Origin of the sequence: Streptomyces sp. NBC_01077, from assembly GCF_045162855.1 — a bacterium.
In the GTDB taxonomy this organism is placed as follows: Bacteria; Actinomycetota; Actinomycetes; order Streptomycetales; family Streptomycetaceae; genus Streptomyces.
The window spans coordinates 5,802,071-5,814,180 of the sequence record NZ_CP108669.1 but is presented as its reverse complement, the minus strand read 5'-3'; the positions used below and the strand labels follow the sequence as shown (position 1 = coordinate 5,814,180).

At 71.8% G+C, this 12,110-nt stretch carries 11 protein-coding genes; 4 read left to right on the top strand and 7 right to left on the bottom strand.

Going from position 1 to position 12,110, the window contains the following annotated elements; genetic code table 11:
- Nucleotides 1–226 precede the first annotated feature (226 nt).
- Nucleotides 227–1,669 (bottom strand): NAD(P)H-hydrate dehydratase, encoded by a 1,443-nt coding sequence (locus OG462_RS26455; protein ID WP_406061296.1) that lies wholly within the window; start codon nt 1,667–1,669, stop codon nt 227–229.
- Nucleotides 1,670–1,958: 289 nt separating this feature from the next.
- On the opposite strand from OG462_RS26455, the gene OG462_RS26450 reads away from it, so the two are divergent.
- Nucleotides 1,959–2,516, top strand: coding sequence for a hypothetical protein (locus tag OG462_RS26450; RefSeq protein ID WP_406061295.1), 558 nt, complete (start codon nt 1,959–1,961; stop codon nt 2,514–2,516).
- Nucleotides 2,513–3,940, top strand: coding sequence for a YncE family protein (locus OG462_RS26445; RefSeq protein WP_406061294.1), 1,428 nt, complete (start codon nt 2,513–2,515; stop codon nt 3,938–3,940). The genes OG462_RS26450 and OG462_RS26445 overlap by 4 nt, the downstream gene beginning before the upstream one ends.
- A gap of 147 nt (nt 3,941–4,087) precedes the next feature.
- Here the strand turns inward: OG462_RS26445 and OG462_RS26440 are convergent, their stop codons facing one another.
- The 3 genes from OG462_RS26440 to OG462_RS26430 are packed head-to-tail and all read right to left on the bottom strand — an operon-like array spanning nt 4,088 to nt 7,117.
- The gene (locus OG462_RS26440; RefSeq protein ID WP_406061293.1) at nt 4,088–4,456 is read right to left on the bottom strand and encodes a holo-ACP synthase; all 369 of its coding nucleotides are present in this window, start codon (nt 4,454–4,456) and stop codon (nt 4,088–4,090) included.
- A gap of 18 nt (nt 4,457–4,474) precedes the next feature.
- Nucleotides 4,475–6,322 (bottom strand): glutamine--fructose-6-phosphate transaminase (isomerizing), encoded by a 1,848-nt coding sequence (gene glmS / locus OG462_RS26435; protein WP_406061292.1) that lies wholly within the window; start codon nt 6,320–6,322, stop codon nt 4,475–4,477.
- 39 nt (nt 6,323–6,361) lie between these two features.
- Nucleotides 6,362–7,117 (bottom strand): hypothetical protein, encoded by a 756-nt coding sequence (locus OG462_RS26430; protein ID WP_406061291.1) that lies wholly within the window; start codon nt 7,115–7,117, stop codon nt 6,362–6,364.
- Nucleotides 7,118–7,300: 183 nt separating this feature from the next.
- Here OG462_RS26430 and coaA point away from each other — a divergent pair, with 183 nt between their 5' ends.
- Nucleotides 7,301–8,269 (top strand): type I pantothenate kinase, encoded by a 969-nt coding sequence (coaA, locus tag OG462_RS26425; protein ID WP_406061289.1) that lies wholly within the window; start codon nt 7,301–7,303, stop codon nt 8,267–8,269.
- Nucleotides 8,270–8,287: 18 nt separating this feature from the next.
- The gene (locus tag OG462_RS26420) at nt 8,288–9,235 is read left to right on the top strand and encodes a DUF389 domain-containing protein (protein ID WP_406061287.1); all 948 of its coding nucleotides are present in this window, start codon (nt 8,288–8,290) and stop codon (nt 9,233–9,235) included.
- Between the two features lie 76 nt (nt 9,236–9,311).
- On the opposite strand, the gene glmM is transcribed toward OG462_RS26420, so the two are convergent.
- From glmM to rplM, 3 genes are all read right to left on the bottom strand, one after another.
- Nucleotides 9,312–10,670 (bottom strand): phosphoglucosamine mutase, encoded by a 1,359-nt coding sequence (glmM, locus tag OG462_RS26415; RefSeq protein WP_406061286.1) that lies wholly within the window; start codon nt 10,668–10,670, stop codon nt 9,312–9,314.
- Between the two features lie 121 nt (nt 10,671–10,791).
- Entirely contained in the window at nt 10,792–11,307 is a 516-nt protein-coding gene (gene rpsI / locus OG462_RS26410; RefSeq protein ID WP_406061285.1) for a 30S ribosomal protein S9, read from the bottom strand.
- 44 nt (nt 11,308–11,351) lie between these two features.
- A complete protein-coding gene (gene rplM / locus OG462_RS26405) occupies nt 11,352–11,795 on the bottom strand; it encodes a 50S ribosomal protein L13 (protein ID WP_053646145.1) in 444 nt (147 codons plus the stop codon).
- Between the last annotated feature and the right edge of the window lie 315 nt (nt 11,796–12,110).

Genomic DNA, 12,110 nt, shown 5'->3' with positions numbered 1-12,110 from the left:
GAGCCCGCCTCGCCCCCCGTGAGTCCAGGGACTGACGGGGGAGCCCGCCTCGGGTCCGGGCCGGAGCCGGCGGCGGCCCCGGGGTCCAGGGGCTGACGGCGGAGCCCGCCTCGTCCCCCATGGGTCCAGCGGCTGAAGGCGGAGCCCCACCTCGGGTCCGGGCCGAAGCCCGGGCGCCCCAGGGGGTGCCTTGTCGATCAGCCCGGCCTGATCGACAAGACACCCCCTACAGCCCCGCCGTCACATCCCGCCACGCACCCCCCAACGCCCCCGCCACCTCCCCCGCCGTCACCGGTCCCCGGCCCTCCGACACCCGCCTCGCCGCCAGCCCGTGCAGATACGCCGCGCACGACGCCGCGTCCGACGGGCGCAGCCCCGCCGCGAGCAGCGAGCCCGCGAGCCCCGACAGGACGTCCCCGCTCCCCGCCGTCGCCAGCCACCCCGTACCCGTCGGGTTCACCCGTACCGCGCCGCCCCCCGCCCCGCACACCAGCGTCGTCGACCCCTTGAGCAGCACCGTCGCGCCGAACCGCACCGCCAGTTCCCGTACCGCCGCGAGCCGTCCCGCCTCCACTTCCTCCCGGGAGACGCCCAGCAGCGCCGCCGCCTCCCCGGCGTGCGGGGTGAGCAGGGTCGGCGCGCTGCGGGCCCGCACCCGCTCCGGGTCGAGGCCCCGCAGCCCGTCCGCGTCCACGAGCGCCGGAACGTCCGACGCGAGGACCTCCGCCACACCCGGCTCGTCACCGAGCCCCGGCCCGACCACCCAGGCCTGCACCCGCCCGGCGCGGTCCGGCGGCCCCGGATGGACCAGGGTCTCCGGGTGCCGCGCGATCACCGCGTCCGCCGCGGGCCCGACGTACCGCACCGCACCCGCCCCGCCCCGCAGCGCGCCCTCGACGGCGAGAACCGCCGCCCCCGGATACCGCGCGGATCCGGCCACGACACCCAGCACCCCGCGCCGGTACTTGTCACTCTCCGCGCCCGGTACGGGCAGCAGCCGCGCCACGTCCTGGTGCTGGAGCGCCTCCAGGTCGGCCACGCCCGGTAGTTCGTCGCCGAGCCCGATGTCGACGAGCCGCAACGCGCCCGCGTACGACCGCGCCGGGTCGACGAGCAGCGCGGGCTTGTACGTCCCGAAGGTCACCGTCACATCGGCCGGCAGCACCTCCCCCGGAACCTCCCCCGTGTCCGCGTCGACGCCGCTCGGCAGGTCGACGGCGACGACGACGGCGTCGGAGCCTCGCGCGGCCCGGGCGACGGGCACGGCGGCGGGCCGGAGCCCGCCCTGCCCGCCGATGCCGGTGATGCCGTCGAGGACGAGATCGGCGGTGGCGAGCGGTTCGAACGGGTCATCGGCCTCGACGCGGCCCCCCGCCGCCCGCAGCGCCGCCAGCCCGCCCTCGTGGGCACGGTCGCCGAGCAGGACGGCGGTGACTCCGGCGCCGCGCCGGGCGAGCCGGGCGCCGGCGTAGAGGGCGTCGCCGCCGTTGTCGCCGCTGCCGACGAGGAGGACGACCCTCGCCCCGTACACCCGCCCCTTCCCGAGGAGGGAGCAGCAGGCGGCGGCGAGTCCGGCGGCGGCGCGTTGCATGAGCGCGCCTTCGGGCAGACGGGCCATGAGGGCGGCTTCGGCGGCCCGTACGGTCTCCACGCGGTAAGCGGTACGCATGCTCGCAGTCTGCCGCAGCCTCCCGGCACCTGCCCGGGCATCGGCCCACCGCCACAGGCCCCGGGCGCCTGCCCGCGCACCGCCCTCAACCCCGGGACACTTCGCCCGCCCCGCCGTCCTCAACCCCGGGACACTTCGCCCGCCCCGCCGTCCTCACGCCCGGGGCGCCTGTCGGCCCGCCATCCTCAAGCCCCCTCCCGGTGGCACGGGTTGACGCCCCTTCATCACTCAACTTAGGTTTGCCTTACCTAAGTATCCGGTATCCGTCTCCCGGAAGGCCAGCTTCGCCATGCGCCCGTTCACCCGCTCCGCCCTCACCCTCGCCTCCGCCGCCGCCCTCACCCTCGGCCTCGCCTCCACCGCCTCCGCCGCCACCACCAACCGCACCGTCACCGACGGCACTCGTTCCTACAACCTCTCCCTCACCGCCCCGAACACCGCCTCCGCCGCCGGCACCAACGTCACCGTGACCGGCTCCGGCTACAACCCCGACCAGGGCGTCTACGTGAGTCTCTGCGCGATACCCGCGGGGGTGAACACCGCCGACCCCGGCACCTGGAACAGCAAGCCCACCCCCTGCCTCGGCGGCCAGGACGAGACCGGCACGACCGGCGCCTCCCACTGGGTGAACAGCGACTGGTACTGGATGTCCCCGTCCAACTCCTCCCCGTTCACGGAGTCCGGCGGCCTCGGCTCCTTCTCCGTCCAGATCCACGTCAAGGCCAAGATCTCCGACACCGTCACCTGCGGCCAGTCGGGTGTGACCTGCGCGATCGTCACCCGCGCGGACCACTTCGACAGCTCCGACCGGAAGTACGACGTGTACGTCCCGGTGACCTTCCAGTGAGAACCGCCCTCCTGTCGGCCGCCGCCGTACTCGCCCTCGCGGGCACGGTGGCGGCCACGCCGGCCCCGACCCCGCTCCCCACCCCGCTCCACGAGAACCTGCGCACGATCACCCCGCCCCTGGGCGCCGCCCTGGACGCCGAGGTCGACCCGGCCGCCGCCCGTGTGTACGTCAGCAGCAGCGACGGCACGGCCCACCGCCTGACGGTGTACGACACGGCCACCGGAGCGCCCGTCGGAGACCCGGTCGAACTCCCCGCCCCGGCCACGGTGATGGCCCTCGGCGCCTCCGGCACCCTCTACCTCGGCCTGTCCACCCGTATCGCCGTCTACGACACCGCGAGCCGCGCCGTCACCGACGACCGGCTGCCGGTCGAGGGCAGCGTCAGCCTCCTCGCCGCCGACCCGGGGCAGGGACGGCTGTACGTCGGCAACCAGGCCGCCAAGTCGGTCACCGTCTACGACACCGGGACCGGCACGGCCGTCGGCGCGCCCGTCGTCCTGCCCTTCCAGCCGGCCGGACTCGCCGTGGACACCACGCACCACACGGGGTACGCGACCTACGTCGGCGGCGCCGTCGAGAAGGGCTCCGTCGTCTACCGGAACATCCTCAACGCCGTCGACGGCACCACCGGCCGCCTCACCGGCACCGTCAGCCTCGGCACGACCGCCCTCGGCAGCATGGGCGTGACCGTCGACCCGGCCGGCCGCACGGGATACGTGGCCAACCTGGCCGCCGGTACGGTCTCGGTCGTCGACCTGGCCGAACTCAAGGTCACCGGCAGCCTCACCGTCGACGGCAACCCGAAGGCCCTCGCGTACGACCCGGGAACGGCAACCCTGTACGCGGCCCGGACCGGGGCCTCGTCCGTCGCGGTCGTCGACCCGAAGGCGGGCACCGTCACGGAGACGATCACGACGGGCGAACGCCCGGCGGCACTGGCCCTGGACCCGGCGGACCACACGCTCTTCACGGTGGCGGGCGGCGTGGTGACCCAGACGGTACGGAAGACCCCGACGCCCCCGGAACCGACGCCGACCGGGGAGCCGACGGGCCCGACACCGACGGCGACCGAGACGGCAACCGAACCCCCGACCCAGCAACCGACGAGCACGTCACCGACGCCGACGCCGACGCCCACGCCCACGCCCACCCCGACGTCCACAGCACCGACGTCGACCGCCCCGCCCACCGAGCCGCCCCCGACGGACTCGGCCTCCCCGAACACCCACACCCAAGGCACCACGGGAGGCACAACCGGCGGCGGCACCGGCCCGAGCACCACCGACGGAACAAGCCCCACCGGCGGCCTCGCCGCCACCGGCAGCCGTACCCTCCCCGTCGCCCTCACCGCGGCGAGCCTCGCCGCCCTGGGCAGCGCGGCCCTGATCCTGACCCGCCGCCGCCGAGCGGCACAGGAGTAAGCCGAGCAGCACAGGAGTAAACGGCCACCACCCCCTGGACGCGCGCGGCACTCACACCCGACGCCGGCCCTGGCGACCGCGCGCACACGGCCATGGGCCCGGCCGTCTCCCTGCGGCCGGGCCCATGGTCCGTACATCAACGACAGCTCACGCCTCCGCGATCACGACCGCGGACGCCACCCCCGCGTCATGGCTCAGCGACACATGCCAGTGCTTCACGCCCAGCTCAGCAGCCCGCGCCGCCACCGTCCCGCGCACCCGCAGCCGTGGCTGCCCGGTGCCCTCGACGTACACCTCGGCGTCCGTCCAGTGCAGCCCGCCCGGCGCGCCGAGCGCCTTCGCGAGGGCCTCCTTCGCGGCGAACCGCACCGCGAGGGAGGCGGGCCCGCGCCGCTCACCGCTGGGGAGCAGCAACTCCCCTTCGACGAAGAGGCGCTGGAGCAGCCCCGGCGTCCGTTCGATCGACGCGGCGAACCGGTCGATCTCCGCCACGTCGATCCCCACCCCAATGATCATCTGTTCACACTCGCACACTCACTCCACGGTCACGGACTTGGCCAGGTTGCGCGGCTGGTCCACCTCGTTGCCCCGCGCGGTGGCGAGCTCGCAGGCGAAGACCTGGAGCGGCACCGTGGAGACCAGCGGCTGGAGCAGCGTAGGCGTGGCCGGGATCCGGACGAGGTGGTCGGCGTACGGGACGACGGCCTCGTCGCCCTCCTCGGCGATCACGATGGTCCGGGCTCCGCGCGCCCGGATCTCCTGGATGTTGGAGACGATCTTGTCGTGGAGGACGGAGCGGCCCTTGGGCGAGGGCACCACGACGACGACCGGCAGGTCCTCCTCGATGAGCGCGATCGGCCCGTGCTTGAGCTCTCCGGCCGCGAAGCCCTCGGCGTGCATGTACGCGAGTTCCTTGAGCTTCAGGGCGCCTTCGAGGGCGACGGGGTAGCCGACGTGCCGGCCGAGGAAGAGGACGGTGTTCTTGTGTGCGAGGGAGCGGGCGAGGGCCCGGACGGGCTCCATGGTCTCCAGGACGCGCTCGACCTCGTCGCCGATCCTGGCGAGCTCGCGGACGACGGCGTGGATCTCGTCGCCCCACTTGGTGCCGCGCACCTGCCCGAGGTAGAGCGCGAGGAGGTAGCAGGCGACGAGCTGCGTCAGGAAGGCCTTGGTGGAGGCGACGGCGACCTCGGGCCCGGCGTGGGTGTACAGCACGGCGTCGGACTCACGCGGAATCGTCGACCCGTTCGTGTTGCAGACGGCGAGCACCTTCGCGCCCTGCTCACGGGCGTGCCGGAGCGCCATGAGGGTGTCCATGGTCTCGCCGGACTGGGAGATCGCGATGACCAGGGTGCGCTGGCCGAGGATCGGGTCGCGGTAGCGGAACTCGCTGGCGAGCTCGACCTCGCAGGGGATGCGGGTCCAGTGCTCGATGGCGTACTTGGCGATGAGCCCGGCGTGGAAGGCGGTGCCGCAGGCGATGATGACGATCTTGTCGGCCTCGCGGAGCACGGCGTCGGGGATGCGCACCTCGTCGAGGGTGAGCCGGCCGGCGCCGTCGATCCGGCCGAGGAGGGTGTCGGCGACGGCCTTGGGCTGCTCGGCGATCTCCTTGAGCATGAAGTAGTCGTAGCCGCCCTTCTCGGCGGCCGAGGCGTCCCAGTCCACGTGGAAGGCGCGTACGTCGGCGGGTACCCCGTCGAAGTCGGTGACGGTGACGCCGTCCCTGGTCAGCTCGACGACCTGGTCCTGGCCGAGTTCGATGGCCGAGCGGGTGTGGGCGATGAACGCGGACACGTCGGAGGCGAGGAAGTTCTCGCCCTCGCCGACGCCGACGACGAGGGGCGAGTTCCGGCGGGCGCCGACGACGACGTCCGGCTGGTCGGCGTGCACGGCGACCAGGGTGAAGGCCCCGTCGAGCCGCCGGCACACGAGCCGCATGGCCTCCGCGAGGTCCCCGGCGGAGGAGAACTCCTCGGCGAGGAGGTGGGCCACGACCTCGGTGTCCGTCTCGGACAGCAGGTCGTGGCCGCGCTCCGCCAGCTCGTCCCGGAGCGAGGCGAAGTTCTCGATGATGCCGTTGTGGACGACGGCGACGCGCCCGGCGTTGTCCAGATGCGGGTGCGCGTTGACGTCGGTCGGCCCGCCGTGGGTGGCCCAGCGGGTGTGTCCGATGCCCACGGACCCGCCGGCGAGCGGCCGGTCCACGAGCTCCTTCTCCAGGTTGACGAGCTTGCCCGCCTTCTTGGCCGCGGCCAGCCCTCCGTCGGAGAGCACCGCGACACCGGCCGAGTCGTAGCCCCGGTATTCGAGCCTCTTGAGGCCTGCGACCACCACATCAAGCGCCGACTGCCCGCCGACGTATCCCACGATTCCGCACATGGCGGCAGCCTACGGCGGAAGGTGCCCGAAGGGCCGGAGTCAGCCCAGCTTGGCGACCTGCGCGTCGATGATGGCCTGCGGCAGCGCCTTGACCGCACCGCCGAAGCTGAGCGTGGAGAACGAGGCCAGCGTGTTGCCCTTGCGGAAGACGACCAGCTTGGTGAGGAACGGCTTCCCGTCCACGTCGGTCGTGATAGTCCAGGCGAGCGCCTCGTCACCCGCGGTGAGGGTCTCCGGCGCGACCTTGTCGATCTTCGTCTTCTCGCCGCCGCCGATCAGCGTGAAGCCGCCCGCGCAGTCGGTGCCGGCCGTCCTGAACGAGGCGAAGGCCTCCTGGGCGCCCTGCCCCTCGTACGAGCCGAGCGTCACGCTCGTCACGGGTGCCGCCAGCGCCCCGAGGGCCTCCTCCGGCGAAGCCGACGCCCCTTCCGTCTTCGGCACCTCGATGGCCTTGCGCTGCGCGCTCGCCGCGGGCTTTCCGGTGGCGATGGCCGACATGCCGTCGGCGATCGGCTTGCAGGAGGGCTTGTCGGTGGAGACGGCGTCGGCCGGGACGATGTCCGCGGGCTTGGCCTTCTGCACCTGGTGGCCGGGGAGGTCGGCCTGCTCGACGATCAGCTTGTCCAGCTCGGCGGCGGACAGTGCCTTGGCCGCGGGCGCGCCGGTGGCGGAGGTGCTGGGCGCGCCGGTGGCCCCGCCCTTGTCGCTCTTCTCCCCGCCGCTGCAGGCGGTGACGAGCAGGGCGAGGGACACGGTGGTGGCGGCGACGGCGGCGCTTCGCATGGACGTACGCATCTGAGGCGGCTCTCCGTTTCTCTTGGTGGCTTCGCGCCACCCCTGTGGTGGCTCCCCCCGCGTGAAGGACAGGAGCCCACGCGGCATCAGAAGGATCACACCGGCCGAGGGGTCGGACAACGGCTTTTGCGGCGTGACCGACCCCACGACCCACGAAGCCCTCCGACCCCCGACAATGGCGGGGTGATCACTTCGCCGCCACGAAGCGCCAACGGGGCGACTCCCTACGTCGACCTCACCCGGGCCGAGTGGAGCGCCCTGCGCGACAAGACGCCGCTCCCGCTCACCGCCGACGAGGTCGAGCGGCTCCGCGGCTTCGGGGACGTCATCGACCTCGACGAGGTACGGGACGTCTACCTGCCCCTGTCCCGGCTGCTCAACCTGTACGTGCAGGCCACCAGCGGACTGCGCGGCGCCCTCAACACCTTCCTCGGCGAGAGCGCCGAGCAGCGCGGCACGCCCTTCGTCATAGGGGTCGCCGGTTCGGTCGCCGTCGGCAAGTCGACGGTCTCCCGCCTCCTCCAGGCCCTTCTCGCCCGCTGGCCCGAGCACCCGCGCGTGGAGCTGGTCACCACGGACGCCTTCCTCTACCCGATGGAGGAGCTGAAGGCGCGCGGGCTGATGTCCCGCAAGGGCTTCCCCGAGTCGTACGACCGCCGGGCCCTGACCCGGTTCGTCGCGGACATCAAGGCGGGCAAGGAGGAGGTCACGGCCCCGGTCTACTCGCACCTCATCTACGACCGCGTGCCCGGCGAGCGCCTCGTCGTCCGCCGCCCGGACATCCTCATCGTGGAGGGGCTCAACGTCCTCCAGCCGGCCCTCCCCGGCAAGGACGGCCGCACCCGCGTCGGCCTCGCCGACTACTTCGACTTCTCGGTGTACGTGGACGCGCGGCCGGAGGACATCGAGCGTTGGTACCTCAACCGCTTCCGCAAGCTGCGCGACACCGCCTTCCAGGACCCCGACTCGTACTTCCAGCGCTACACCCAGGTCTCCGAGGACGAGGCCCTCGACTACGCCCGCACCATGTGGCGGACCATCAACAAGGTGAACCTCCTGGAGAACGTGGCCCCGACACGCGGCCGAGCGACTCTCGTCGTCCGCAAGGGCCCCGACCACAAGGTGCAGCGGCTCAGCCTCCGCAAGCTCTGATCTCCGTAAGCTCTCCGCATGCTGCATCTCCGGATGATCGTCCCGCCCGACCGCACCCTCGCCGCGGTCAAGCTCATCGAGTCGACGGTCGGCACCACCCATCTGGTGGTGCTGCCGGGCGCGGCCCGGGACCCCGCCGGGGACCTGGTCCTCTGCGATGTGGCCCGCGAGGCGGGGGACGAACTGCTGCACGGGCTCCGGGAGCTGAGGATCGATCAGGACGGCTCGATCGCCGTCGACGACATCGACCTCTCGCTCTCGAAATGGGCGGACGCGGCCGAGAAGGAAGCCCCGGGCGAGGCCGCGGACGCGGTCATCTGGGAGCAGCTCAGGGGCGCCACGCACGAGGAGTCGACGCTGACGATCACGTACAGCGCGTTCATGATCCTGGCGACGATGATCGCGGCCTGCGGTGTCCTCCTCGACAACGCGATTCTGATCGTGGGCGCCATGGCCGTCGGTCCCGAGTTCGGTCCGCTCGCCGGAGTCTGTACGGCGGTGGTGCAGCGCGCCCCGAAGCTCGCCGCGCGCTCGCTGATCGCGCTGCTTGTCGGTTTCGCCGCGGCGATCGTGGCGACGACGGTGTTCAGCCTGGGGATGGACGCGCTCGACCTGTTCAGCCGGGAGCAGTTGGACGCGGACCGCCCCAACACCAGTTTTATCTGGCAGCCGGACCCGTTCTCCTTCGTCGTCGCCCTGCTCGCGGGCGTCGCCGGCACGCTCTCGCTCACCTCGGCCAAGTCCGGCGCCCTGGTGGGCGTGGCGATCTCGGTGACGACGGTCCCGGCCGGTGCGAACGCGGCCGTGGCCCTGAGCTACGGCGAACTCGGCCAGATGTGGGGCTCGATCGAACAGCTCCTGCTCAACCTCTTCGGCATCATGCTGGCCGGCATCCTGACCCTGTACGGGCAGAAGCTCCTCTGGCGCACCCAGCGCGGCCACTGGCGCCGCGCGTCGAAGGCCTGAGAAACGGCTGAGGGCCCCGCCGCACCCTGACCGGGTGCAGCGGGGCCCTCATCGCATGACGATGCCTCAGAAAAGCTTAGCCCAACGCCGACTTCACGACGTCCGCGAGGCGCTGCGCCACCGCGCGCGCCTGCTCGATGTCCGCGGCCTCGACCATCACGCGGACCAGCGGCTCGGTGCCGGAGGAGCGCAGCAGGACGCGGCCGGTGGAGCCGAGCTCCTGCTCGGCGGCGGTGACCGCGGCGGCGAGGTCGCCGGAGGTCTTCACCCGGGACTTGTCGACGTCCGGGACGTTGATGAGGATCTGCGGCAGCCGCTCCATCACACCGGCCAGGTCCGCGAGCGACTTGCCGGTGGCGGCGACCCGGGCGGCCAGCATGAGGCCGGTGAGGGTGCCGTCGCCGGTGGTGGCGTGGTCGAGCACGATGACGTGCCCGGACTGCTCGCCGCCGAGCGCGAAGTCGTGCTCCTTCATGGACTCCAGGACGTAGCGGTCGCCGACCGCCGTCTGGACGAGGTTCAGGCCCTCGCGCTCCATGGCGAGCTTGAAGCCCAGGTTGGACATGACGGTCGCGACGACGGTGTCCCCGCGCAGCGCACCGGACTCGCGCATGGCGAGGGCGAGCACGGCGAGGATCTGGTCGCCGTCGACCTCGTTGCCTGCGGCGTCCACCGCGAGGCAGCGGTCGGCGTCGCCGTCGTGGGCGATGCCCAGGTCGGCGCCGTGCTCGACGACGGCGGCCTTGAGCAGCCCCAGGTGGGTGGAGCCGCAGCCGTCGTTGATGTTGAGGCCGTCCGGCTCGGCGCCGATGGTGACGACCTGGGCGCCGGCGCGGGTGAAGGCCTCGGGCGAGACGTGGGCGGCGGCGCCGTGGGCCTCGTCGAGGACGACCTTCAGACCGTCGAGACGGTTCGGGAGGACAGCCATGAGGTGGGCGACGTAGGTCTCGAAGCCCTCGTCGTAGTCACGGACCCGGCCGACACCGGAACCGGTCGGACGCTCCCAGGGAGCACCGGTGCGGTGCTCCTCGTACACGGACTCGATCTTGTCCTCGAGGTCGTCGGCGAGCTTGTGGCCGCCGCGCGCGAAGAACTTGATGCCGTTGTCGGGCATGGCGTTGTGGCTGGCGGAGAGCATCACGCCGAGGTCGGCGCCGAGGACGCCGGTGAGGTGGGCCACGGCCGGGGTGGGCAGCACGCCGACGCGCAGCACGTCGACGCCGGCGCTGGCGAGCCCCGCCACGACGGCGGCTTCGAGGAACTCTCCGGACGCGCGGGGGTCACGCCCGACCACCGCGGTCGGCCGATGGCCCTCGAAGGTGCCCGCCTCGGCGAGCACGTGCGCCGCCGCGACCGACAGGCCGAGCGCGAGCTCCGCCGTCAGGTCCGCGTTGGCCACACCGCGTACGCCGTCCGTGCCGAAGAGTCGTCCCACAGCTGTCCTCCGAGAAATACGTGCCCAAGCTGATGAAAGAAGAAAGAGGTTATGAAAAAACGTACGCCCCGACGGCACGGGCAGTGCCGCCGGGGCGTACGAAAGCAGACCGAGCAGGCGATTAACGCTTGCTGTACTGCGGAGCCTTACGGGCCTTCTTGAGACCGGCCTTCTTGCGCTCGACCGCACGGTCGTCGCGGGAGAGGAAGCCGGCCTTCTTCAGCGCCGGGCGGTTGTTCTCGACGTCCGCCTCGTTCAGCGCACGGGCCACACCGAGGCGCAGGGCGCCGGCCTGGCCGGAGACACCGCCACCCGCGATGCGGGCGATGACGTCGTAGCGGTTGTCGAGCTCGAGCACCTTGAAGGGCTCGTTGACTTCCTGCTGGTGCACCTTGTTGGGGAAGTAGTCCTCAAGGGTGCGACCGTTGATCTTCCACTTGCCGGTGCCCGGAACGATCCGGACGCGGGCGATGGCGTTCTTGCGACGGCCCAGGCCGGCGGCCGGCTGCGGGTCGCCGAAGCGGGACGCGAGCGACTCGGAGGTGTACTCACCCTCGACGAGCTCGGTCTCGGTGGTGTACTCCTCAACGCCCTCGAACTCGTCGACGGGGGTCTCGGGGGTGGTCTCGTCGGCCACGATTCTCCTCAGATTTCTTTCGTTCTTAGGGGGTGTGGCCGGAACTACTGCGCGACCTGGGTGATCTCGAACGGGACCGGCTGCTGAGCAGCGTGCGGGTGGTTCTCGCCCGCGTAGACCTTCAGCTTCGAGAGCATCTGGCGGCCCAGGGTGTTCTTGGGGATCATGCCCTTGATGGCCTTCTCGACGGCCTTCTCGGGGTTCTTGGAGAGCAGCTCGTCGTAACGGACGGAGCGCAGACCACCCGGGAAGCCGGAGTGGCGGTACGCCAGCTTCTGGGTCTTCTTGTTGCCGGACAGGTGGACCTTGTCAGCGTTGATGATGATGACGAAGTCGCCCATGTCCATGTGGGGGGCGTAGACGGGCTTGTGCTTGCCTCGGAGGAGGTTCGCAGCCGTGGTCGCCAGACGGCCCAGGACGATGTCCTGCGCGTCGATGATGTGCCACTGGCGAGTGACATCGCCGGGCTTGGGGCTGTACGTACGCACTTCGTAGCCTTCGCTTCTTCAGTGGATGGAGTCCAGACACACCTGAAGCGATCATGCAGCTGGGGCCTGCACTGCCGGGACACCGCCCGTATGCGAGCCACTGGTAACTGCTCCAGGGAACCTGCGTAAGGGCTCTTCGTGCGAGAACGACGAAGCCCATACGCATAACAAACCGCAACAGTACCCGCGCCACACCGGACGGGTCAAAACGCGCCGCCCCTACCGCGCCCGCTCCACCCGCCGCTCGTCCCACACCGGCTCACTGGGCCGCCTCTCCCCCACGCCGCACTCGCACGACTCGGCCCCAAGGGGCCT

Excerpts from the sequence above, each read along its gene's own strand:
- OG462_RS26455 (WP_406061296.1), bottom strand. The coding sequence starts at position 1,669 with ATGCGTACCGCTTACCGCGTGGAGACCGTACGGGCCGCCGAAGCCGCC.
- OG462_RS26450 (WP_406061295.1), top strand. The coding sequence starts at position 1,959 with ATGCGCCCGTTCACCCGCTCCGCCCTCACCCTCGCCTCCGCCGCCGCC.
- OG462_RS26440 (WP_406061293.1), bottom strand. The coding sequence starts at position 4,456 with ATGATCATTGGGGTGGGGATCGACGTGGCGGAGATCGACCGGTTCGCC.
- glmS (WP_406061292.1), bottom strand. The coding sequence starts at position 6,322 with ATGTGCGGAATCGTGGGATACGTCGGCGGGCAGTCGGCGCTTGATGTG.
- OG462_RS26430 (WP_406061291.1), bottom strand. The coding sequence starts at position 7,117 with ATGCGTACGTCCATGCGAAGCGCCGCCGTCGCCGCCACCACCGTGTCC.
- OG462_RS26420 (WP_406061287.1), top strand. The coding sequence starts at position 8,288 with ATGCTGCATCTCCGGATGATCGTCCCGCCCGACCGCACCCTCGCCGCG.